The organism is Phycisphaerales bacterium, assembly GCA_016699835.1.
Taxonomy (GTDB): domain Bacteria; phylum Planctomycetota; class Phycisphaerae; order Phycisphaerales; family UBA1924.
The window spans coordinates 2,913,181-2,936,213 of record CP064987.1; the positions used below are offsets into that span (position 1 = coordinate 2,913,181).

Genomic DNA, 23,033 nt, shown 5'->3' on the forward strand with positions numbered 1-23,033 from the left:
GCCCGATGTTGGATTGATCGCGGGGATGTTGGCGTGGCGGGTTGCGAGAGCGGCGGGGGTGGTGTAGGTTGATGGGCCGGCGAAGCGTGCGGCGGGTGCGCGTAGAATCCAGACCCGGAGAATCACCATGGCTCAGCGATACCAGACCATTCTCCTTTTCGGCGCCCCTGGCGCGGGCAAGGGCACGCAGGGCAAGATCCTGGGCGTTGTCCCGGGGTTCTATCACCTGTCGTGCGGCGAGATCTTCCGGACGCTGGACGTGCACTCGGAACTGGGCAAGACGTTCTATGAGTACTCGTCGCGCGGCGAGTTGGTCCCTGACGACGTGACGGTGAAGATGTGGGTGCAGAACGTGCACGCGCAGACGGTCTTGTCGTTGTACAAGCCTCACCAGGATCTGCTCGTGCTCGACGGCATCCCCCGGAACGTGGCGCAGGCGAAACTGATGGAGAAGCACATCAATGTGCTGCTGGTGCTGCATCTGGTGTGCCCGGACAAGGAGGAGATGATCATGCGTCTCCGCCGGCGGGCGCTCAAGGAGAACCGGCACGACGACGCGCGGGAGGACGTGATTCGCAAGCGGTGGTCGGTGTACGAGCGGGAGACGTATCCGGTGCTGGAGCATTATCCCAAGTCGATCATCCGCGACGTGGACGCGATGGGGTCGCCGGCGGCGGTGCTGGCGAAGGTCTTGGAGCAGGTGGTCCCGATCCAGGACTCGCATTTCAACAATCCGCTGGTCGGCGACGCGAAGCGATAACGCTCGTCGCTATAGGATCGCGCGAACGAGGGCGAGAAAGAGGCCGTCGCCGAGCGTCGGGTCGGTCGTGCGCTCGGGGTGCCATTGGACGCCGAGGGAGAAGCGTTTTTTCGGGTCGATCACGGCCTCAATGACGCCGTCATGGGCGCGGGCGATGACGACGAGTGTGCCCGGTGAGCGGAGCGCCTGGCGGTGGTGGCTGTGCACCGTGCCCATGAGTTCGGGAAGTTCCGACGCGAGCGAGGGCGTGTGCTCCGGGATGATCTCGTGATCGTGGCTCAGGTGGTCGGCGTGGGTGGGGAGCGTGTCGGGAAGGTGCTGGTCGAGTTCGCCCCCGGCGAGAAGCCCCATCAGTTGCATGCCGAGGCACACACCGAGGAGGGGGGTCTCGGGGTGATCGTCGAGCGCGCGAAGAAGCCTGATCTCAAACTCCTGGCGATCGTGCTCAATCGGCGTGGTCCTGGGGTGCGTGGGCTTGCCGAAGGGTTCGGTGCGTGGGTCGTCGCCTCCCGTCAGGACAAACGCGTCGCAGGTTTCGGCGAATCGTTCGGCGAGGCTTGGAATCGGCGGGAGGATGATGGGCGTGGCGCCGGCGCGTTCGATGGCCTGGGCGTAGGCGAGGGCGACGCGCGCTTGGGGGCGTGCGGTGCGCGGGTGTGGGCCGAGGTCTGCCGTGATGCCGACGAGGGGTCGAGTCGAGTGCGGCACGCGTGGTCTCTGATCGGGTTCAACGTGGTCACGCGCTGGGCGTGGATGAGGGACTCCCTACGATAGTGGTCCGCACGGGTGCGGCGTGGCTGGATATGGGGTCATGGAAGGGAACTCACGGTGACACGCAAGGGATTGCTGATTCTTCTGGTGGTCACGCTGGGGCTTGGGCTGGCGACGCTGGCGGTGCTGAAGAGCCCGGTGAAGGCGGCGAATGCCCCGGTGGACTGGCTGGTGACGACGGATCTCCAGACGCTCAAGGGCCTGGAGATCGAGATGCCGCCGGCGTTGCGGGCGTCGTTCTCGCCGGATCGGGCGAGCGGCGAGTGGCTGCTGCGGCGCGAGGACCTCCAACGTCCGGTGTGGCCTGTGGGGCAAAGCAACCTGAAGGGGCTGCTCCGGCTGTTGCAGGAGTCGGCGGGGCGCGTGGAGGAGACGAGAGCCGGCGAGGTGCCCGCGGCGGTGGGGGAGACGCGGCTGCTCTTTCGCGGGCCCGACGACATCCAGAGGGTGATCTCGGTGCGACCCGACGCGATCGGTGGGTTTGTGACGGTCGCGATCTCGAGCGATGATCCGAAACGGCATGTGATCGCACGTCTCGATGCGGGCGTTGCGGGGACGTTGACACCCACAGGGATCGATGCGTGGCGGAAACTGGCGCCCCTGCCCCGGGAGGGTGCGGACACCACGGCGCTCACGCTCTCGATTCGCCGGCCTGCGGTGCGGATCGTGCGGAGCGAGGCGAAGTGGACGGTCACGGACCCGGTGAAGCACCCGGCGGATCATGAGGCGATGGGCGTGCTCTTTGCGCAGTTGAGTTCGCTGCGGGCGGCGAAACTGGTGGACGAGCCTCCCGACGCGGCGACGCTGGGGGTGGACGATCCGACGACGCCGACGATCGAGGTGTGGTCGGGAGTCCGGCGGAACCCGATGGATCCGGATCGCGGGCAGATCGTGGAGCGTGTGCGGCTTGGGGCTCCGGCGGACGTGGCACGGACGACGCGATTCGTCGTGGTTGAGGCGTCATTGGAAGAGGGTGAGACGCGGACCGAGTTGTGGGGGCCGGTGGTCATGGTTGTGGAGATCGATCGGCTCGCGGCCATTGACTCCAAGGTCGGGCGATACATCGCGAAGCGGGCGGTGGATCTCCCCGCGCCGGACGCGATTGGGTTTGCGATTCGTGCGCCCGGCGGGAACATGAGCGAGAACCCGGCGGGGGTTGGCGCGGCGGTGCCGAACGATTCGATGGTGGTGGTGCGGGCGGGGGAGGGGTTCAATGTGCTCGCGCCGCCGAATCCGCCTTCGGTGCTCGCGTCGGACGAGGTCGAACTCGCGAAGGGGTTGATCACGCTGCTGTGCGAGACTCCGGCGCGCCGGGTGGAGGTGAACACGGGCGTGGAGGATCAGGCGATTGTGATCGACCCGCCACCGGCGATCGCGGATGTGATCGTGTGTCAGCGGCCGATGCTTCCCGTGGCGGCGGCGCGGATCGGTTTGGTGATGGACGGCACCGAGAGCGTGCTGGCGGTACGGACGACGTCGATGACACGGTACTACGAGGTGACGGGAAAGGACAAACTCGTCGCATGGTTGCGATCGAAGACGGGGCCGGTTGGGGCGTCAGGCAGCGGCGCTCAGTAGTTCGCGCGTCTGGCGTCGCGCAAGCCGAAGGACCGCGGGAACGGCGGCGCCGACCGTGAAGAGGAGCGTCAGCCCCCAGCCGACCGCGATCGGGACCGGCGGCGGACGGACGTGGAGGAGCAGGCCGAAGAGCAGTTCGTCGATGCGCTGGATGGCGTAGACGCCCTGCATGCCCATGAGCGTGCCGAGCATGCCGGCGGTGACGGCGACGAGGATCGCCTCGGCGAGGACGAGTCGCGAGACGAGCCAGCGGCCCGCGCCGACGGCGCGGAGCACGCCGAACTCGTAGCGGCGCGACTCGATCCCCGCGATGATGAGGTTGGCGACGCCTAGGCCGGCGATGAGCATGGCGGCGACGGCGACGGCACTTGAGGCGAGCAGGCCGCCGCGGACGAACTCGAGGATCTGGTTCTTGATGGCGCGACCGCTGCCGGCGTCGAGGACGCCCGCTCCGGCGAGGATCTCGCGGATGCGTGCGAGAGCCTTTTCATCATCGACGGCGTCGTTGAACTGGATCTGGAGGAGGTGGATCGCGTCGGAGCCGAAGATGGCTTTGAGATCTTTTCGCGAGCCGAAGACGGCGTGGAGGGACTGCTCGGTGAAGTCCTCGCCGATGTTGAAGAACTGGCTGACGACCTCGAGGCCCGGGCTAGTGACGACGCCGACGATCTCGAAGTCGTGGGGCTTGCCGGCGACGCTGCACTGGAAGGTGTCGCCGACGCCAAGCCCGCGCGCGACCATGAACTCGCGGGCGACGACGACGGCACCGCCCTCATTGAGTCGGCGGATCGCGGTGTTCGGGTCGCCCTGGACCCATTGCGGGTGGACCATGTCGAAGAAGGTCTCGGGCTCGAACGCCATGAAGGTGGAGCGATAGGACTGGAGGGCGTGGACGCCGAAGGTGTCGGTCTCGACCTTGCGGAGGGTGATGGCGCAGGTGCTCTTGACCTCGGGGAGCGCGTTGACGAGTTCCTGGCTTCGTTCGGAGAGGTTGAGTCCTGTGACGAAGGCGTCGGGGAACTCGAGTTTTCCGATCCAGTCGCGCTGGATCGCCGCGCCCTGGGTCCACAGGCCGACGAGGAGGCTGAGGCCCATCATCATGGAGCCAGCGGTGAAGCCGAAGCGATAGCGACGCGCGAGAAGTTCGCGGGCGACGACGGTGCGCGGAAGTCGTAGGAGGCGCGAGATGGGGCTAGCGAGAAGACAGACGACACCCATACCGATGGGGACGGAGAGGGCGAAGTAGCCGAAGAAATGGACGGGAATGCCGAGGGTCACATAGGTCCAGAAACGGACCTGGCCGTTGGTGGTGAGGGTGACGATGGCGATGTGGACGATGAGGCAGGCGACGCCGAAGAGGAGCAGGGCGATCCAGCCGCGGCGTGATGGGGCGGCGGCGCGAATGCTGAGCGCCTCGAGGGGCGAGACGCGAGCGGCGCGCCATGCCGGGTAGGCCGCGCCGAGAACGCCGCTGAGCACCGCGCCGAGTCCCGCGGCGACGAGACCCAGGGGCAGGATCTCGAAGTGGACCTCGATGCGTGTCTTGATGAGTTCGATGAGCACCCAGGCGATGGCGAGGCCTAGGGGGATGCCCACAATGGCGCCGACGATACCGAGGATCGCGCCGCTCAAGAGTTGGCTCCTGGCGAGTTGGGCTCGTGTGGCGCCGACGCAGCGGAGCATGGCGAGTTCGCGGATGCGTTCGAGGATGCCCGTGCTCATGCCTGTGGTGATGATGAAGGCGGCACAAAGGAAGGCCATGACGGTGCCGAGGATGAAGCCGAGGCGGCTGGCCTGGATGTTCTGGTCGAGGCCCGAGGTGACCCTGGCGCTGGGCTGCATGATGACGCCGGTGGGGAGTTCGCTCGCGTGAGCCTCCACGAAGGTCTCGGCGTTGACGCCCTCGCGAAGGCGGAGGTCGATCTGGGCGAAGCCGGGGGATTTCTGGCGTGTGATCCAAGCGAGTGATTCGAGGGTGGTGTAGCAGCGCCAGCGCCCGCCGAAGGGAGGCGACTTGCCGATGCCAACGACCTTGACGTCGAGGGGCTTCGCGAAGATGGAGAGAATGTTGGTTGGGGAGAACTCGATGCCGGCCTCCTTCGCCAGCGCGCGTGCGCGGGCCGGATCGGCGAGGACGGCGGAGATGTTGATGTCGGGGAGGGCCTGCTGGGCGATCTGGATGGTGTCGCCGAGGCGAACGCCAACGCGGGCATTGAGCGCCTCGGCCGCGGCGGGGTCGAGTGAGGTCTCTGGAATCTGCGGTGGCGAATCGAGGAGGAGCGACTTGTTCGCGGCGTGAGCGCCGTGGAGGTTGGAGGCACGGCCCGCCTTCATCCAGCGGTGGGTGAGGCCTCGCGCGAGTTGTTCGTCGATGACGATCTCGCCCTTGGCCTTGGGGAGTGTGCCCGCGAGGAGAGTGAGATCGGACTCGGAGATGTCGGCGATCGCGATGCCGACGGCCGTGGCGGAGACCTTGCCGGTTGAACGGCGGAAGGTGGTGGCCGCATCGTCCGTGGGTTCGAGGAACGTGAGTTGTGCGGAGAGGCTGAGGGCGGCCTCGCTCCGTCCGCGCGCGGAATCGACCTCGGGCCAGGTCGAGGCGAGCGTGGAGAGGGAGTCATCGAGTTGCGCGCCGGTGCCGAGGGGCTTGATCCAGGCGTCGGCGCTCCCCACGAGGTTTCCGGCCTGGGTGCGGGCGGCGGACTGGATGGAGTGCATGGCGCAGGAGACCGCGGCGATCAGGGCCGCCGAGAGCGCCACCGTGAGGGCGAGAAGAATGGAACGGCTACGCAGCGCCGACAGACTGCTGGTAGCGAGCCGCCACTCCGACCGCATCGAGTCCCTCCGTTTCGAGGTCCCCCGCGAGTTGCCCGTCGCGGAGGAAGAACACCCGCCGGCAGCGTGCGGCGGCGGCGGGCTCGTGGGTGACCATGAGGACGAGCATGCCCTGCTCTTGGGCGAGTTCGCCGAGGAGATCCCACAGTCGCTGGGCGCTGGCGGAATCGAGATTGCCCGTCGGCTCGTCGGCGAGGATGAGTTTGGGGGAATAGAGCAGGGACCGCGCGATGGCGACACGCTGCTGCTCGCCTCCCGAAAGGGCGTCGGGACGGTGCTCGGATCGGGGCGACAGGCCGAGGCGTTCGAGCAGAGCGGCGGATCGCGAGCGCAGCCACGAGGGATCGTCGCCGGCAAGCATTCCGGGGAGTTCGACGTTCTCTCGCGCGGTGAGCGTGGCAATCAGATTGAACTGCTGGAAGATGATGCCGATCTCGCGACGGCGATACTGCACCGCCTCGTTCTCACGAAGCAGGTGGACGGCACGACCATTGGCGTGGATCTCGCCGGCGTCGGGCGTGTCGAGGGCGCCGATCAGGTGGAGCAGGGTCGACTTGCCGCTGCCCGACGCGCCCATGACGGCGTAGAAGCCGGCATCGGGGATCTCGAGGGAGACGCCCCGGAGGACGGGTACCTCGTTCCCGCCCCTGCGGTAGGCCTTGTGCACGTTCACGCATCGCAGCACGAGGGGCGCATCTCCGGTTCAAGGTCGAGGCGTCAGTGGGCCCCGTGCGCCTTGTCGTAGGCGGCGGCATTCATGAGTTTCGAGAGGGCGTCCGGCGAGGCGATCTTCACCTTCACGAGCCACCCCTTGCCATAGGGGTCGGTGTTGAGGAGGCTGGGATCGCTGACGACGGCCTGGTTGACCTCGGCGATCTCGCCGTCGCAGGAGCAATAGACGTCGCTGGTGGTCTTGACGCTCTCGACCTCGCCGACATGGTCGCCGGCCTTGAACTTCGTGCCGGGTTTCTTCATCTCGACGTAGGTGACGTCGGTGAGTTGGTCGACGGCGAACTTGGTGAGGCCGAGCGTGAGGGTCGAGCCCTCGACCTTGTGCCACTCGTGGGATTCGGAGTACGTGCGATCGCTGGGTGAGGACATGCCTGGGGTGCTCCAGAAACAACGGGAAACGGACGAAGGGCGGGCATGGGCGGCGTCGGGGCCGTCCGGGAACGATCGTACGCCGGCCTCGGGTTCGTTCGGCAAGGCCGCGCCGGATTCGGGAGTGCGAGTTGGCGTCACGCCGGGGGGCGTCGATGTCCGATAGATGGCACGTCCTTCGCGTCTGTTGTCCGCGTGCGAATCGTGGCCGCCTTCGGTCGTGCTCGCTTGTCGATCCGCCTTGCCCGCTCGTACACTGCCGTCGCACGATGCTTCTGACACTCACCGTTTCGTGCCTTCGACCGCTGCTTCACCCTTCCGAGAAGGGCAAGAAGCCGGCTTTGTCGCTTCTCGATGTGCCACGCTACACGCGGGAGTCCCTGGGTCTGGCGGGGATCAATCTCACGACGGATCTGCTCACGGGTGCGGATCGCCCGCTCCTGGAAGCGATGCGGGATCGTGGGGACAAGGCGAGTTGCGCGTGCTTGCTTCTGATCGAGCCCGAGCCGCAGGATTTCGGGAGTTTGGGCGAAGGGGCGGCCGCGAAAGCCGGGGAGCGGATGCTGCGCGTGCTCGAGGCGGCGCACATTCTGGGATGCTCGGCGGTGTCGATGCCACTTGTCGCGGGCGTGGACGAGGACTCGACCCTGCGCGTGGTGACACGCCTCAAGCCTGTCGCCGCTCGGGCGGAGCGACTGGACATCAATCTGCTCCTCTCGCCCCGAGAGGGTCTGACCGCCGAGCCGGATCGCGTGACGGACCTCATCAAGCGTGTCGGTGGTTTTCGCCTGGGGACCTTCCCGGACTTTGCCATGGCTCACGCCTCGGGCGATGCGGAAGGGTACTTGCGACGGCTGACGCCTTACGCCTCGGCGGTCTCGGCGACGACGACGGGCTTTGGCAAGCCCAAGGGCGCGAAGAAGGGGAAGGACAGCGACGAGATCGTCCATACGGCGTATGACCTTCGCCCGATGGTCGATGCGATCATCTCCGTGGGATTCGACCGCCCGCTCGCGGTGGACTATCGCGGGCCTGGGGACGTTCTCGAGGGGATCAACCAGAGCCGGAACCTTCTCCAGGCGGCGTTGAGCGACGAGGACCCCGCGCTCGAGGACATCCTCGAAGAGATGGAAGCCGAGTTTGGAGAGGCCGAGGACTCCGCAGAGGAGTAGGGCGGCCGTCGCCAGCCTCAGTGAACGCGTATTGAAGAACTCCGCACTCGCCGAGATCGAGAATCTGTGGTATGCTGGGGTGTCGCACGACCGTGATCCACACGGGGAAGGGCCCGCATGCCACACGTCGAATCGGAATCGACCGGGCGGATGGCGTTGAGCCAGGGGACAAGGGTGTCCCAGGCGGTCGCGCCCCTTGCGAGCGGGCGTACCGTTGCCATAGAGATGTTCTCACTCACCGGGCCACTCATCGTGACGATCGACGGGCCTGCAGGCACGGGGAAGTCGGCCGTGGCGCGTCGCCTGGCCGATCGGCTGGACCTGCAGTTCCTGGATACCGGCGCGATGTATCGGGCGGCGACGCTCATCGCGATCCTCGAGGGCATCCCGATCGACGACACGAATCTCCTGCTCGAGCGGGTCGAGGCGTCGAACATGCACATCGACTGGACGCGCGAGACGCCCTCGGTCGTGATCTTCGATCGCGCGGTGGACGACCGGATTCGCGACGCCGACGTGACGCGGCTGGTCTCGCCGGTCTCGGCAATCCCGCGATTGCGCGAGTACATGGTGACCAAGCAGCGCCAGATCTCGACTCGGCACCCGCGGCTGGTGAGCGAGGGGCGCGACCAGGGGTCGGTGGTCTTCCCGGACGCCCAGGCTCGGTTCTATGTCGATGCCGACCCGGCAGAGCGGGCGAGGCGGCGGGTCCTGCAACTCAAGGCGACCAAGGGCATCGACGCCGATTTCAGGGCGACGCTCGACGAGATCAATCGACGCGACGCGAGCGACAAGGCGCGGTCCGACGGGCCGCTGCGGGTGCCCGAGGGGGCGATCGTGGTGGACACGACGCGCCTGACCGAGGCGGAGGTCGTGGATGCGATCGCGTCGAAGGTGATGGAACTCGCCGCGGCTCCGTAGCGATTGTGCAACCAGGGTCTTGGCGATACGCTTGCCCGCGATGTTCCAGGGATTGCTGTACACATTCTGCCGCGGGTTCTGCCGGCTCCTCTTCCGCGTGTGGGGGCGCGTGGAGGTGATCGACGCCGGGAACGTCCCCGACACCGGCTCGCTCCTCATCGCGTCGAATCACCAGTCGTATCTCGACCCGCCGCTCGTGGGCGGGGGCGTCCGGCGGCACATGCACTTTGTCGCGCGGTCGGGGCTATTCAAGTTCAGGCCGTTCGCGTGGCTGATCGCGTCGCTCAACTCGATTCCGCTGCGCGAGAACGAGGGGGACGCCGCGGCGATCCGTGAGGTTCTGCGACGGCTGGGTGACGGGCATGGCGTGGTGATCTTCCCGGAAGGGGCGCGGACGACCGACGGCGCGATGCACGAGTTCAAGCGTGGCGTGATCGTGCTGGTGAAGAAGGCGAAGTGTCCGGTCGTGCCCGCGGCGGTGGAGGGGTGCTGGGACGCGTATCCGCCCGGCGGGAAGCCACGACTCTTCGGCGTGCGCCTCGCGGTGAAGTATGGGAAGGCGATTCCCTATGACGAACTCTTTGCGGAGGGCGCCGATGGGGCGCTCACGAGGCTGCAGCGCGAGGTGGACGCGATGCGGCTGGATCTCCGGGCGAGATTGCGAGCGAGGACGAACGGCCGCTGGCCGGCGCCGGGGCCTGGTGATGAGCCGGTTCTAAAGTCGATCACGGACGATCCGGCCGCGTCGGATTAGACCGCGCGACCCTCGCGAGCCGCGTTGAGTCTCGCACCGACTTCGCGCAGGGCGGCGATCCGGAGTTCGGTGCGCGGGTGGGTCGCGAAGAGGCTGACGAGCGAGCCGCCGGCGAGAGGCTCGATGATGAAGAGGTTGTTCTGAGCGGGGTTGGGCTGGCGGAGGGGGATCCGCTGGGAATAGACCTCGAGTTTCTGGAGCGCCGAGATCAGGCCCGAGGAGTCACCCGCGATGGCGGCACCATCGGCGTCGGCGACGAACTCGCGGCTGCGCGAGATCATCGCCTTGATGAGGGCGGCACCGATGCCGGCGAGCAGGAACGTGACGATCGCCACGAGCGGATTGCCTCCCTCGCGGTTGTTCCCGCCGCCGACCCACAGGCCCCACTGGGCGATGTACGCGAGGATGCCCGCGATGGTGGCGGCAACGCACGAGGTGAGCGTGTCGCGATTCTTGACGTGGGCGAGTTCGTGCCCGATCACGCCGCGGAGTTCGTTCTCGGAAAGGAGGCGAAGCGCGCCGTGCGTGACCGCGACTGCGGCCTTGCGGGGCGAACGTCCCGTGGCGAACGCGTTGGGCGCGTCGTGCGGGCAGATGTACACGCGGGGCATGGGGAGGCCGGCCCGCGTGCGGAGTTCATCGACGAGGGCGTAGAGATTCAGTGCCTCGCCCGAGTCCTCGTGGGTGACCTCGCGCCCCTGCATGGCGGCGATGGCGATCTTGTCGGAGAAGAACCAGGCGATAACGTTGCTCACGCCGCCGAGGATGAGGGCGATGAGCATCCCGCCGCGACCGAACTGGGCGCCGACGAGGAGGAAGAGGCCCATCATGGCGAGCATGAGGACGAGGGTCTTGAGGTTGTTGGTGGTCTTTCCCATGGCGTGTCGTGGATCGGTCGGGCGGACGAGAGTCGATGAGCGTCTGTTCGAGTTATTCGGAACGGGGTCTTGTCGGATTCGATGCCGAGGGATGAAGAGTGATTCTTCTCGATTAAAATGCAGCAGCGCCCGTGCCAAACGACAGGCCGTATCTTGGCTTGAGAGGCATCCGATAGCAAGGAAGGCCTGCCAGAGTGGCAGCAACGGGCTGGAGGTGGTGGTCGCAGGCACAACCGACAGCCTTGTGAAAGCAGGCAACTCAGAATCGGAGTATCATGGCAACGAGTCGGGAATTCCCGATCGGCCCACCATCGTTTGATGGTGCAGACGCGCAGTGGCTTGCGCGGGCGGATCGGGGGCGGCTCGGGTGGAGTGGTCACCGTGTCGAACGGCACGATGCCGAACGCGCGATACCTGCGGGGCGCCTTGGCGCGTCTGCAGCGAGCCCGGACCTGGGCGTGGGTGGCCGCATGGACTGTGGTCCTGGGGTTCACCATCGGCTCGGCGATCCTGGCGAAGGAGATGCGGTATGCGCCGCCTCTGGCCGCGGTCACCCCGATCTCGGTGGCTCCGAACGACGGGACTGTGGTTCTGCCCCTGCACCCCGAGACGATCGTCACGCCGAGTGCCGAGGTTGCCGCGCTCTTTGAGAATCGCGTGAGCACGCTCGACGATCTCGAGCATTTCGGGCCCGCGCTCAACCCGGACGCGGCGTTCGCCTTTGACCCGACGATCCGCTGGTTCCAGGGACGTCCGATCCGCCCCGCACGCTCGGTGTCGATGCTGGTGACGGCCTATTCGCCCGATGCGCGGTCGTGCGGGAAGTACGCCGACGGGCGCACCGCGACGATGCACCACATCTCGACCAACGCCGGGCACTTCGTGGCGGCCGATCCCACGATCCTGCCATACGGCTCGATGATCTCTGTTCCGGGATATGACGAGGGTGAGGTCGTCCCCGTGCTCGACTGCGGCGGGGCGATCAAGGGCTACCGTCTCGACGTGCTCTACCCCACGCACGAATCGGCCTTGAAGTGGGGGAGCCAGCGGCTCAACGTCGTCGTGTGGGAGTTCGCCGATGGTCTTGGGCCGTCGAATCCGCGCCAGACACGATCCGGGCAAGTCGCGAACTAGTTCAACGGCCGAGTGACCGTGGCGTAGCGGCCGATGGTGTGGCGCGGACCGATCCTCTGTACACTCAACGCATGATCGTCTCCAGCGAGGGGAACAAGCCGAAGTCGGTGGACGAGTTGATCGGCCCGGCGCTCGCCGCGAGGCTGGATCGGCTGGACCTCGCCTCGCGCACGCTCCTCTCGGGGACGATGCCCGGCGAGCGACGCAGCAAACGCCGCGGCAAGAGCGTCGAGTTCGACGACTTCCGCAACTACACGCCCGGCGATGATCTCCGGCACATCGACTGGAACGTCTACGCCCGCCTCGATCGGCTCTTCATCAAGATCTTCCGCGAGGAGGAGGACCTGGCGCTCCACCTGCTCGTCGATGCCTCGGCGTCGATGGATGCCGGCGAGGGGGCCACGAACAAACTCGTCTTCTCGGCCCGGCTTGCGATGGCTCTCGCGTACGTCGGGCTGGTGCGGCAGAACCGTGTCTCGGTCGCCGTGCTGGGCGGGCGACGCCCGGAGGCACCGACTCGAGAACTCGTGCGACAGATCTCGCCGGTGCGAGGGCGGGCGGGCGTGCGGATCGTGGGAAGGCTTCTCCTCGACGCGCTCGAGGGATCGAGCGTGGAGAACCGCGCCTTCGAGGCGATGGATCTCAATGAGGCCGTCGCGAGGTCGATGCTCTCGCGGGCCGGCACGGGCAAACGCGGCGTGGTCGTCCTGCTCACCGACGCGCTGCAGGAGGGCGGCGTGACCCGGGCGATCAACGTGCTCGCCTCGGCCGGGGCGGGCGGGCAGCGGACCGATGGCTACTTCGTGCGGGTGCTCTCGCCGACCGAGATCGATCCGGCGGCGAGCCGCAGCGTCGATGGGGGCGTAGGAATCGGGCGCATGCGATCGCTCCTGGGCGATGTCCGCCTGACCGATGTCGAGACCGGGCGCGCCCGAGAGGTCTCGATCACGCCCGCGGTCCTCGACGCGTATCGATCACGCGTCCGCGTCCACGCAGAGAACCTGAAACGCGAGTGCTCCCGCCGGGGCGTGGCCTTCATCCCGATCTCGAGCGACGCGTCGGTCGAGGATCTCGTGCTCACGACGCTCCGCCGGGGCGGGATGCTCGTGTGACACGCCGGGATTCGGTTGTCTGGGGGGAGGATGGAAAGGTCGGGGTGGGATTCGAACCCACGGAAAGCGGATTTGCAATCCGCCCCATTAGACCACTCTGGCACCCGACCGGTGGATGCAAGGGTAGGCCGCGAAGGCAGGACTGTGATACGGACGTGTGTGGTGCGAGATGGGTCACGTGCCGTTCACATCGGCGAAACGGAAGGCCTGAGAGATCCTGGAGAATCGGAACTCCAGATTTCGGCCGCGGCTGTAGACCTCGATTCTGGGCGGGAATCGACGCTCGAACCAGCGCACGGCGATGGCTGTAGCAAAGCAGATCCATGTGGCTTGGGAGGGCCGAATCGGACCCGAAGGAAGAATGCCCACGCGTGTGAGGATATAGAACTCGGCGAAGATGATCGGCACCACGACGATCCACGTGAACCATCGGCGAAACCACATCGCGCGACGAAGCGGCCATCGACAGGAGTGACAGACCGGCGCCTCGATCGTGGGAAGCGACGGGTCAAAGGGGATGCGCGGAAGGAGAACTCTCAGCCACCCGGTGCGTTCTGGGAGGATGCGCACTTGGGCCGAGGGAAGCGGCTTGCAGCAATACACGCACTCGTCGGGCCATTCCACGAATCGGCCCTTGGCGACATCGACGCCGATCTGTTTCGACTTGCGGATTTTATCAACAACAGACATTGTGGCCTCGTGGGAGTACGTGTGCTGTGGTGACGCCGTCAGTTACGTGCGTGTGCGGTTCGCGCCAGGCACCCAGAGCACGTCGGCCTTGCCGTCGTCGTTCGCCGCTCGCGCCATCACAAAGATCAGGTCGCTGAGGCGATTCAGATATCGCACCGGCTCCATGCTCGTGGCGTCTGGTGCGGCGGCGTGGAGCGAGACCGCGAGGCGCTCGGCACGGCGGACGATGGTTCGCGCCAGGTGCAGAGAGGCCGCGAGGGGCGAGCCGCCAGGGAGCACGAAACTGGTCAACGGCCCGAGGTTCTCGTTGATCGCGTCGATCATCGGCTCGAGGCGATCGGTCTGGCTCGACTGGATGCGAAGGCGGGGCGGCCCGGAGCCGGCGCGTTCTTCGGCGGAGATCGGCGTGGCGAGGTCGGCGCCAAGGTCGAAGAGGTCGTGCTGGATGCCCTGCAGGCTCGCCCGGAGTTTCGCGTGCGAGGCCGAGGCCCCGGCGTGGGTGATCGCCACGCCGATCGCCGCGTTGGCCTCGTCCACAGTGCCATAGGTCTCGACGCGGAGGTCGTCCTTGCGGACGCGGGCGCCGCTGGCGAGCCCGGTGGTCCCGTCGTCGCCGGTGCGGGTGTAGATTTTCGTGAGTTTGACCATGCTTCCTCGGCGTGATGTGGCGGAAATGCCTTCGAAGGCACAGTAGGATGACGATCAACGAGTGGCCCACGATGGATGGCCCACTCGGGAACGGCCCAGATGCGTGAGTGTGGTCAGGAGGAGTCGATGCCGGGAACGGAGGCCGGGACGAGCGTGGTGTCGGTCGATTCGCCGAGTGATAGCGATTCGGTCGCGACACGCCCCACGCGTGGCCTTCGAGCGAGATGGATTGGGCCGGCTCCGTCGCCCCCGACTGACGGATCGCTCGTTGATCGCGTCCTCGCGGCCCGCGGGCTGGCAAGCGGCACGCCCGAGGCGGCGAGATTCCTCACGCCCTCACTCAAGGACCTGCACGACCCCACGCTGCTCGCGGGCATCGACGCCGCGGCCGAGCGGCTCCTCCGGGCGGCCCGCGATGGCGAGCGGATCGTGATCTATGGCGACTATGACGTTGATGGCGTCACCGCGACCGCGATCCTCTACCACACGCTGCTCACGCTCTATCCAGGCGCGAGCATCGAGACGTACGTTCCGCATCGCATCGACGAGGGCTACGGCTTGAACGCCGAGGCGATCGCGCGGCTGGCCGACGCCGGGGCTCGCGTCATTGTCAGTGTGGACTGCGGGATCACGGCCTTTGAGCCAGCCCGCGTCGCGAAAGCCCGGGGCGTCGATCTCGTCATCACGGATCACCACACGATGTCGCCCGAGGCGGGCGTCCAACTCCCCGACGCCTTCGCATGCGTACATCCGGCAATCGAGTCGGGCCCCGGGGCGTGCTATCCCAACGCCGACCTTTGCGGCGCGGGTGTGGCCTTCAAACTCGCGTGGCGGATCGCGACGCTCCATGCGGGCGGTGGGGGGGGTGGAGAAAGCAGTGGCGAACGCGTCTCGCCCCGTGTGCGAGAGACGCTCCTCGACATGCTGGCGCTCGCGTCCCTGGGTGTGATCGCCGATGTCATGCCATTGGTGGGTGAGAATCGAGTGATCGCCAGATTCGGTTTATCGCGGATGAAATCGACCCAAGTGGAAGGGTTGCACGCGCTGATCGACGCGAGCGGGATGGGGGGCGAGCGCGTCCAGGCCGAGGACGTGGGTTTCAAACTCGCCCCGCGACTCAACGCCTGCGGCAGGATGGGGCACGCGAGAGAGGCGGTCGAACTGCTGACGACAGCGTCGGGCGCCCGGGCCCGCGACATCGCCGAGGAACTCACGCGACAGAACGACACCCGCCGCGCGACCGAGCGGGCGATCTTCGAACACGCCGAGAAACTCGCGACCGAGTCGGGCATGACTGGAAAGGACCATCGCGCGATCGTCCTCGCACACGAGACCTGGCACCAGGGCGTCGTCGGCATCGTGTGCTCGCGGCTCGTCGAGCGATTCCATCGCCCCACGATCCTCTTCCAGAACCACGGCGAGATGTGCCATGGCTCGGGCCGGTCGATCGATGGCTTCTCGCTCCACGGCGCGATCGAGGCGTGCAAGGACCACGTCGAGACCTTCGGCGGGCACGAGATGGCCGCGGGCTTGAAGGTTCGCACCGATCGAATCGAGGCATTCACCCGCGTCTTCACCGAGGTCTGCAATCAACGATTGAGCGAGGACGATCTCCTGCCACGAGCGAGATACGACACAGAGGCCGCGATTGCCGATCTCACCCTGGAGGGCGTGCGTGACCTCGCGCGGCTTGCGCCCTTTGGCCGCGGCAACCCTTCGGTCTGCGTGCGATTGACCGGCGTGAAAATCGCGGGTCGGGCCGAGACCTTTGGGAGCGGGAACAAGCACCTCGCGATCCGAGTAAGCGACTCGCGGGCGTCACGCTCGCGCCTGATGCGGATTGTTGGGTGGAACTGGGCGGCCCGGGCTGACGCGTTCCCTGCCGGGGCCGAGTTGGAACTGCTCGTCCGACCGAAGATCTCGACCTATGGCGGTGTGAGCGTGGAGCCGGAACTCGTCGACGTTTCCCACGTGGGAATGGCCTGACAAGCGTAAGGAGCCATTGACCATTGGCGTACGGTTACTCGGGCGGCTACCATCAGCCCACGATTCCCGCGGCCATGGCGGAATTGGCAGACGCGCTAGATTCAGGTTCTAGTGGGGTAACACCCGTGGAGGTTCGACTCCTCTTGGCCGCATTCTGTTCGAGGTGGACCGTCGTCGCAACCGTCGTTTTTATGAGGTGCTGCCGATGTCCAGCAAAGTGACTTCCAATCCGCCGACCAAACGAGCCTCCCTGGAAGCAATGGATTCCCCACGGGAGGGAGGCCGCTCGGGCAAGACGTCGGCGAGCGCTAAGCCCCAGCCGGTGAAACTCGCGATCGCGATCGTGGCTCTCGCCGCCGCAGCGTTTGTCATCTACTGGTTCAACTTCCACGAGAGCGGCGGCCCGAACGTGCAACGCGCTGACCAACCCATGACCGCGACGGCTCCCGGACCCGCCGCGTCCACGCCGACGCCAACCCCGAACACACCAACGCCCTCGGGCGCCCAGGCGACCGGCGCAAAGCCAGAGCCGAAGCCCGAACCGGTCGGAACATCGCAACTCGCGCCGGGCGTGCAGTAGCATTTCGACCGACTCCCGATCGTGGGCATGCATGCCGTACCACCCTCGTACAGTCCACGCATGGCGATGGTGATCGCGGGCATCGACGAGGCGGGATATGGGCCGACGCTCGGGCCTCTCGTGGTCTCTATGACGGTCTTTCGAATCGATCGCCCCATCGACGAGGGCGTGCCGAATCTGTGGACGCTGCTGGGGTCGGGTGTCTGCCGCGATCCCGGACGAAACGGGGCGGCCGGTCCCGGCGGGCGCGTCCCCATCGCGGATTCCAAGCGTTTAAAACTCGCGAACTCGGTCCGATCGACGCATCCGCTCGTGCATCTGGAGCGTGGCGTGCTCGCTTTCAAGTCCCACACGGCCGGTTCGGCGCGCCTCGATGTCGCCTTGCACACCGACGTGTCCCTTGCCGAGTCGGTCGGGGCCGTCCTTCCGAGCAGCGCGTGGTACCAGGGCGAGCCGATCCCGCTTCCCGTCGCGTTGACATCGGGCGAGACGGGCATCTCGTCCAACCTCGTCGGGCAGGCGCTCGAGCGTTCGGGCGTATCGCTGCTGTCGATGCGTGGCGAGATCGTGAGCGAGTCGGCCTTCAACTCGACGATCGACGACACGGGCAACAAGTCCGAGACGACGATTCTCGCCGTGGGCAGGCACATCCGCTGGCTGCTGGAGTCGCCCCCGAGTGATCTCGGCATGACCGACGACGATCGCCTCGGCGTGGTCTGCGATCGTCTGGGCGGGCGCGCGATGTACGCCGAGGTGCTCGAGCGGCTTCTCCCCGGGTTCGCCGCGTCGGTGGTGGAGGAAGGCCCCGAGCGCAGCCGGTATGTTGTTGAAGGACAGGGAAGGCGTGTCGGCGTCTCGTTCCTCACCGAGGCGGAAGGAGCGCACCTTCCCGTGGCGCTCGCCTCGATGCTCTCGAAGTATCTCCGCGAGTTGGCGATGCTGCGGTTCAATCGATATTGGTCGGCGCGCGCGGCCGAACAAGGGGTTGGCGAACTCAAGCCCACCGCCGGCTACGCCCTGGACGCTCGCCGCTGGCTGAACGACGCGGCGCCGATGCTCGACGCGACACTCCGCCGGGATCTGGTGCGCAAGGCATGAGCGGCGCCATCGACAAGGCCATGCTGGACCTCGCCGCCCGGCTGGCGCTGCGCGCGCAAGGCGACGTCGAGCCAAACCCGATCGTCGGCGCCGTTCTCGCCCGCGATGGTCGAGTCATCGGCATGGGGCACCATCGCCGGTTCGGCGGATTCCACGCCGAGCGCGAGGCGATCGAGGATTGTCGGCGTCGTGGAGAATCGCCAAAGGGTGCCACGCTGTACTGCACGCTCGAGCCGTGTGCCCACGTGGGCAAACAGCCGGCCTGTACCACCACCATCATCGAACAGGGCCTCGCTCGGGTGGTCTACGCCCGCAAGGACCCCAACCCCGTCGCCGCGGGCGGGGCGGCCGCACTCGAGGCTGCTGGCGTGCGCACAGAACTCTGCGAATCCAGCACGCTCGCCGTGGGCATCAACGTCCCGTTTGTCAAGCGCCTCACCACAGGCCTGCCGTGGGTGATCGCGAAGTGGGCCCAGACAATCGACGGACGCCTCGCGACGCGCAGCGGCGACAGCAAGTGGATCAGCAGCGAGACCTCGCGCCGGCGCGTGCATCGCCTCCGCGCGCGCGTCGATGCGATCGTGACGGGACTCGGCACCGTGCTCGCCGACGACCCGCAACTGACCGCGCGAGGCGTCACGCGGGTTCGGCGCCGGGCGATCCGCGTGGTCTGCGACACGGACCTCCAGATCCCGCTCGGCACGAACCTCGTTCGCACAGCGCGAGAAACGCCGACGATCGTGGCGTGCGCAAGGGAACTCGTGTCATTGGGCATCGCACGAGATCGGGTGGAGACGCTGACGAGTGAGGGCGTGCGAGTTGTTGGCGTCCGGGAGAGTGCCGTCGGTCGAGGTCTGGAGATCGAGGAACTTCTCGCGACACTCCTTCGAGACCACGGCGTCTGCAACGTGCTCGTCGAGGCCGGTCCGGGCCTAATCGGCAGCCTCTTCGAGCGCCGACTTGTGGACGAGGCGATCGTGTTCATCGGCCCGATGCTGCTGGGCGACGAGATGGCGCGGAGCGTCTCGGCCGGGCGTGCCGTCGAGCAACTCCGCGGCGCGACGAGGCTCACGCTCTGGCGGGTGAAGCGCCTCGGGAACGACATGGAACTGACGTATCGGACTCGATGAAGTGTCTCGCATCGCTCCGCGCTACCTGTGGTTGGCGACCAATGATCCCCAAGTTCTGAGTCCGTCCTGGAGGTCTCTGAGGTGAAGAAGAGCGCATCGATTTCGTCGAAGATCCTGGGGATTCTGATTTTATTGGCCGTCGTAGGGTGGCAGGCATGGCAACGCACGCACGCGCCCTCGGACAACTCAACAAACTCATCAACCCCGCCCGCGAGCGTTCCCACATCAGACCGCCGGCCCTCGATTCCACCTCCGACTGCCTCGCGTGACGCTGGCACCACCACACCAGCAGCTCCGAGCGACGGAGCCGATCGCATCGCACGTGCCTTCCGTGTACAGGCATCGGGCGAACAGATCCGAGCGACCGGCAAAGTCAAAAAGATGCTCCCCGACGACAACGATGGCGATCGCCACCAGAGAGCCATCATCGTCCTCTCCAATAAGCGCACCATCCTCATCGCCCACAACATCGACCTCGCGCCGCGCGTCCCCTGGCGCGAGGGCGACACCATCGAGTTCTACGGCGAGTACGAGTGGTCCGAAGAGGGCGGCGTCATGCACTGGACCCACCACGACCCCGCCCGACGACATGTGGACGGCTGGATCAAACTCGACGGCAAGGTCTACAAGTAACGAATCATCCTCGCCTCACTCGGCATGGAGTTGCGAATGAACGACGCGGCATCGATCTACGAGAAACTCGGCGTCTTTTACCTCGGCAAGGAGTACGACCTGGCGTCGCGCGCGCGTCGCGACGAGTTCGTCCTCTACGACGCCAAGGACCTGACGACCCACGCCGTCTGCGTCGGCATGACCGGCAGCGGCAAGACCGGGCTCTGCGTCACGCTCCTCGAAGAGGCCGCGATCGACGGCATCCCCGCAATCGTCATCGACCCCAAGGGCGACCTGGGCAACATGCTCCTGACGTTTCCCGATCTCAAGCCCACCGACTTTGAGCCGTGGGTCAATGCCAACGACGCGGCGAAGAAGGGACTCTCGGCAAAGGACTTTGCCGCGAAGCAAGCGGCAATGTGGGAGAAGGGTCTGGGCGAATGGGCCCAGGACGGCGAACGCATCCGCCGGTTGAAAGACGCCGCAGACTTCACGATCTTCACACCCGGGAGCAACGCGGGCGTGCCGATCTCCATCCTCGATTCGTTCGCAGCCCCGCCCGCCGAGATTGCCGAGGATGCCGAACTGATGCGTGACCGCGTCTCGACGACGGCGACGAGCCTCCTTGGCCTCATCGGTGTCGATGCCGACCCGATCAAGAGTCGCGAGCACATCCTGCTGTCGACGATCCTTGCCGGCGAGTGGTCGAACGGTCGCGACGTGAGCCTGCCGACATTGATCCATCACGTGCAGAACCCGCCGTTCTCGAAGGTGGGCGTGATGGATGTCGAGGCGTTCTTCCCGTCGAAGGACCGCTTCGCGCTCGCGTTGCAACTGAACAACCTGCTCGCGGCCCCGGGGTTTGAGTTGTGGCTGCAAGGCGAGGCGCTCGACATCGGGGCGCTCCTGCGCACCCCCGCGGGCAAGCCCCGCGTCTCGATCTTTTCGATCGCGCACCTCTCCGATTCCGAGCGGATGTTCTTCGTCTCGCTCCTCTTCAACCAGATTCTGGGCTGGGTCCGAACGCAGCGCGGCACGACGAGCCTTCGCGCGCTCGTGTATATGGACGAGATCGCGGGATATTTCCCGCCCGTCGCCAATCCGCCCTCGAAGGCACCGATGCTCACGATGATGAAGCAGGCCCGCGCGTTCGGCGTGGGCATGGTCCTCGCGACCCAGAATCCCGTGGACATCGACTACAAAGGACTCTCCAACGCCGGAACCTGGTTCATTGGTCGACTGCAGACCGAGCGCGACAAGGCGCGCGTCCTCGAGGGGCTTGAAGGCGCGGCGGCCCAGGCCTCGGCGAAGTTCGACCGCTCGAAGACCGAGCAGATCCTCTCCAGCCTCGGGCAGCGTGTGTTCTACATGAACAACGTGCACGACAACACGCCCACGATCTTCGAGACGCGCTGGGCGATGTCGTATCTCTGTGGTCCGCTGACGCGCGCGCAGATCAAGTCGCTCACGGCAGAGCGCGGCGTGATACCGGACTCGGGACTTGCATCCACAACGAAGACATCAGCCTCGCCAAGTACGAAACCATCGGCGACCTTGAACGCGTCAACGTCGGGTATGCGGCCAGTGCTCCCACCGGAGATTCCCCAGTACTTCGTCCCCGCGCGTTCGGCCTCGGGCGGTGAGATTGTCTACGTCCCCATGGTCCTCGGGCTGACTCGGGTCTATTACCAGGATTCCAAGAAGGGCATCGACGAGGAGGTGCTCTCGTCGTATGTCGCCGAGGCGAGCGACGGGCCCGTGGCGGTGGATTGGGATCGTGCCATCGAGATGGAGGTTGAGGAGACGGACCTGGAGTCATCGCCCGCGGGTGCGGCCATATTCGCTCTCGTACCTGGGGAGGCGGCGAGGGCGAAGTCGTACGACGCGTGGAAGAAATCGCTCGCCGACTATGTGTATCGTGCGGGGAAACTGGAGATCCTGCAGTGCGACGAGCTCGACGAGCGGTCGCGTCCCGGCGAGAACGAGCGACAGTTTCGCGCGCGCCTTTCCGACAAGGCCCGCGAGGAGCGGGATGCGGCCACGGCGAAACTGCGCGAGAAGTACGCCTCGAAGATCCAGACACTGACCGATCGCGTGCGCCGCGCCGAGCAGGCCGTCGAGGTCCAGAAGGGCCAGGCCCGCGACGCGAAATGGTCCACGGCAATGTCCTTCGGCGCGGCGGTGCTCTCGTCGCTGTTGGGAAAGAAAAAAGTCTCGATGTCAAGCGTCGGTCGCGCGACAACAGCGATGCGGGGCGTCGGGCGCAGCGCCCGAGAATCGGGCGATGTCGATCGGGCCGAGGAGAACGTGGACGCGCTCCAGCAGCAACTCAAGGACCTGGAGGCGAAGGTGCAGGCGGAGATCGACGAGATCGCGGGCCGGCTCGACCCGACGACCGCGGAACTCACGAGCGTGATCCTGAAGCCCAAGAAGTCGAACATCACGGTGCGTTCGGTGGTGCTCGCGTGGACGCCGCACGCCAAGGACGCGTCGGGGCGGCTGATCTCGCTGGTCCAGTAATATTGTGTCGCGGCGAAACGGCGCGAACCGAACGCGGTTTGGGGAGTAGAATCTTGGGTCGAGCGGCATTTCGTGTGCGAACGAGGTCCGCAAACAACCGATGCTCGACGAGTGAATCGCACACCTTCAAGCCATGGACGTGGCATGGCTGATCTGGTACGCCCCCACGAAGGTTGGACCGAGTGTTGAGTTGAGAACGTCAGCCGCCAACGTTGCGACCAAGGTCATCGCGCTCCTGGCTGCGGCGATGTACGCGTGGATCGGGGTCGCGACAGGACCGGGCGATTGCGGTGGGGCTGTCAACTCGGGCTCCGTCGTCTGCATGCACGCCCGCCTCTGCCACCAGTTCGGAGAGGTCGCCCAAGATGATGTGGCCCCGGTGAAGTCCTGCTGCCATAAGACGGCGGCGGCACGTCACAGTGGACCAACAGTGGAGCAAACACCGGAGTCGTGCCATTGCTGCGCCAAGGCGCCCGGTTCTTCGGTCGCGTCGCGGGTGACGAACGTACTCGAAGCCCCGACGCTGGTCCACTATCCGATCTATTCGCAGCCGCGGCACGCGATCTCAAACGACGAACTCGTGCGACTGGCGTGCCTTGTTCATGGTCGACCGCCACCGAATCCGTGTGGTGTTGAATCACTTCGCGCCCGCCGAGCGTGTGCTGGCCTTCTCTCCTCGCGATTGGTGATCTAGTCGAGACCCGAGCACGACCTACGCCCCAACCCTCGTTGTTTGGTGGCGTCGATGTGCCA

General features: G+C 66.3%; 21 protein-coding genes and 2 tRNA genes. 15 read left to right on the top strand and 8 right to left on the bottom strand.

The features are described from left to right. Positions 1–127 precede the first annotated feature (127 nt). Positions 128–760 (top strand): nucleoside monophosphate kinase, encoded by a 633-nt coding sequence (locus tag IPK69_12040; GenBank protein QQS08703.1) that lies wholly within the window; start codon positions 128–130, stop codon positions 758–760. Between the two features lie 9 nt (positions 761–769). Here the strand turns inward: IPK69_12040 and IPK69_12045 are convergent, their stop codons facing one another. Next, positions 770–1,468 (bottom strand): gamma-glutamyl-gamma-aminobutyrate hydrolase family protein, encoded by a 699-nt coding sequence (locus IPK69_12045; GenBank protein QQS08704.1) that lies wholly within the window; start codon positions 1,466–1,468, stop codon positions 770–772. A gap of 120 nt (positions 1,469–1,588) precedes the next feature. On the opposite strand from IPK69_12045, the gene IPK69_12050 reads away from it, so the two are divergent. Next, a complete protein-coding gene (locus tag IPK69_12050; protein QQS08705.1) occupies positions 1,589–3,109 on the top strand; it encodes a hypothetical protein in 1,521 nt (506 codons plus the stop codon). On the opposite strand, the gene IPK69_12055 is transcribed toward IPK69_12050, so the two are convergent. From IPK69_12055 to gcvH, 3 genes are read right to left on the bottom strand one after another with little or no spacing between them, the layout of a single operon-like run. Next, positions 3,089–5,944 carry an FtsX-like permease family protein gene (locus IPK69_12055; protein ID QQS08706.1) on the bottom strand — a complete coding sequence of 952 codons (2,856 nt, stop codon included), beginning with the start codon at positions 5,942–5,944 and terminating at the stop codon, positions 3,089–3,091. The two genes, IPK69_12050 and IPK69_12055, sit on opposite strands and share 21 nt — an antisense overlap. Continuing rightward, the gene (locus IPK69_12060; protein QQS08707.1) at positions 5,895–6,629 is read right to left on the bottom strand and encodes an ABC transporter ATP-binding protein; all 735 of its coding nucleotides are present in this window, start codon (positions 6,627–6,629) and stop codon (positions 5,895–5,897) included. Before IPK69_12060 ends, IPK69_12055 begins: the two co-directional genes overlap by 50 nt. A gap of 32 nt (positions 6,630–6,661) precedes the next feature. After that, entirely contained in the window at positions 6,662–7,045 is a 384-nt protein-coding gene (gene gcvH, locus IPK69_12065; GenBank protein ID QQS08708.1) for a glycine cleavage system protein GcvH, read from the bottom strand. A 269-nt stretch (positions 7,046–7,314) separates the two neighbouring features. Here gcvH and IPK69_12070 point away from each other — a divergent pair, with 269 nt between their 5' ends. The 3 genes from IPK69_12070 (at position 7,315) to IPK69_12080 (ending at position 9,892) form a co-directional block, all read left to right on the top strand. Continuing rightward, on the top strand, positions 7,315–8,217 hold the full coding sequence (locus tag IPK69_12070; GenBank protein QQS08709.1) for a hypothetical protein: 903 nt from the start codon (positions 7,315–7,317) through the stop codon (positions 8,215–8,217). A gap of 225 nt (positions 8,218–8,442) precedes the next feature. After that, positions 8,443–9,138, top strand: coding sequence for a (d)CMP kinase (locus IPK69_12075; GenBank protein QQS08710.1), 696 nt, complete (start codon positions 8,443–8,445; stop codon positions 9,136–9,138). A 31-nt stretch (positions 9,139–9,169) separates the two neighbouring features. Beyond that, the gene (locus IPK69_12080; protein ID QQS08711.1) at positions 9,170–9,892 is read left to right on the top strand and encodes a 1-acyl-sn-glycerol-3-phosphate acyltransferase; all 723 of its coding nucleotides are present in this window, start codon (positions 9,170–9,172) and stop codon (positions 9,890–9,892) included. Here IPK69_12080 and IPK69_12085 read toward each other — a convergent pair. Then, positions 9,889–10,770: a M48 family metalloprotease gene (locus tag IPK69_12085; GenBank protein ID QQS08712.1), complete on the bottom strand. Its 882-nt coding sequence runs from the start codon at positions 10,768–10,770 to the stop codon at positions 9,889–9,891. The two genes, IPK69_12080 and IPK69_12085, sit on opposite strands and share 4 nt — an antisense overlap. Before the next feature lie 381 nt (positions 10,771–11,151). Between IPK69_12085 and IPK69_12090 the strand changes: the two genes are divergently transcribed. Together IPK69_12090 and IPK69_12095 are read left to right on the top strand one after the other, a co-directional pair. Then, positions 11,152–11,904, top strand: a complete 753-nt coding sequence (locus tag IPK69_12090) for a 3D domain-containing protein (protein QQS08713.1) — start codon at positions 11,152–11,154, stop codon at positions 11,902–11,904. A 71-nt stretch (positions 11,905–11,975) separates the two neighbouring features. Further along, positions 11,976–13,016 carry a DUF58 domain-containing protein gene (locus IPK69_12095; GenBank protein ID QQS08714.1) on the top strand — a complete coding sequence of 347 codons (1,041 nt, stop codon included), beginning with the start codon at positions 11,976–11,978 and terminating at the stop codon, positions 13,014–13,016. Between the two features lie 36 nt (positions 13,017–13,052). Here IPK69_12095 and IPK69_12100 read toward each other — a convergent pair. From IPK69_12100 to IPK69_12110, 3 genes are all read right to left on the bottom strand, one after another. Continuing rightward, a tRNA-Cys gene (locus tag IPK69_12100) sits at positions 13,053–13,126 on the bottom strand. 64 nt (positions 13,127–13,190) lie between these two features. Then, positions 13,191–13,706, bottom strand: coding sequence for a hypothetical protein (locus tag IPK69_12105; protein ID QQS08715.1), 516 nt, complete (start codon positions 13,704–13,706; stop codon positions 13,191–13,193). Positions 13,707–13,748: 42 nt separating this feature from the next. Beyond that, positions 13,749–14,354: a cob(I)yrinic acid a,c-diamide adenosyltransferase gene (locus tag IPK69_12110; protein ID QQS08716.1), complete on the bottom strand. Its 606-nt coding sequence runs from the start codon at positions 14,352–14,354 to the stop codon at positions 13,749–13,751. A 126-nt stretch (positions 14,355–14,480) separates the two neighbouring features. Here IPK69_12110 and recJ point away from each other — a divergent pair, with 126 nt between their 5' ends. The 8 genes from recJ to IPK69_12150 all read left to right on the top strand — a co-directional run bounded on the left by recJ (position 14,481) and on the right by IPK69_12150 (position 22,974). Then, on the top strand, positions 14,481–16,340 hold the full coding sequence (recJ, locus tag IPK69_12115) for a single-stranded-DNA-specific exonuclease RecJ (protein QQS08717.1): 1,860 nt from the start codon (positions 14,481–14,483) through the stop codon (positions 16,338–16,340). Between the two features lie 68 nt (positions 16,341–16,408). Then, positions 16,409–16,492: transfer RNA gene (locus tag IPK69_12120), tRNA-Leu, on the top strand. A 53-nt stretch (positions 16,493–16,545) separates the two neighbouring features. Further along, positions 16,546–16,920: a hypothetical protein gene (locus tag IPK69_12125; GenBank protein ID QQS08718.1), complete on the top strand. Its 375-nt coding sequence runs from the start codon at positions 16,546–16,548 to the stop codon at positions 16,918–16,920. A gap of 60 nt (positions 16,921–16,980) precedes the next feature. Continuing rightward, positions 16,981–18,018, top strand: coding sequence for a hypothetical protein (locus IPK69_12130; GenBank protein ID QQS08719.1), 1,038 nt, complete (start codon positions 16,981–16,983; stop codon positions 18,016–18,018). Continuing rightward, positions 18,015–19,148 (top strand): bifunctional diaminohydroxyphosphoribosylaminopyrimidine deaminase/5-amino-6-(5-phosphoribosylamino)uracil reductase RibD, encoded by a 1,134-nt coding sequence (gene ribD / locus IPK69_12135; GenBank protein ID QQS08720.1) that lies wholly within the window; start codon positions 18,015–18,017, stop codon positions 19,146–19,148. Before IPK69_12130 ends, ribD begins: the two co-directional genes overlap by 4 nt. Positions 19,149–19,229: 81 nt before the next feature. Beyond that, a complete protein-coding gene (locus IPK69_12140) occupies positions 19,230–19,781 on the top strand; it encodes a DUF3465 domain-containing protein (GenBank protein ID QQS08721.1) in 552 nt (183 codons plus the stop codon). A gap of 36 nt (positions 19,782–19,817) precedes the next feature. Then, a complete protein-coding gene (locus IPK69_12145; GenBank protein QQS08722.1) occupies positions 19,818–22,280 on the top strand; it encodes a DUF87 domain-containing protein in 2,463 nt (820 codons plus the stop codon). Between the two features lie 139 nt (positions 22,281–22,419). Beyond that, complete coding sequence (locus IPK69_12150) at positions 22,420–22,974, top strand: hypothetical protein (GenBank protein QQS08723.1); 555 nt, start codon at positions 22,420–22,422, stop codon at positions 22,972–22,974. The last annotated feature ends 59 nt before the right edge of the window (positions 22,975–23,033 follow it).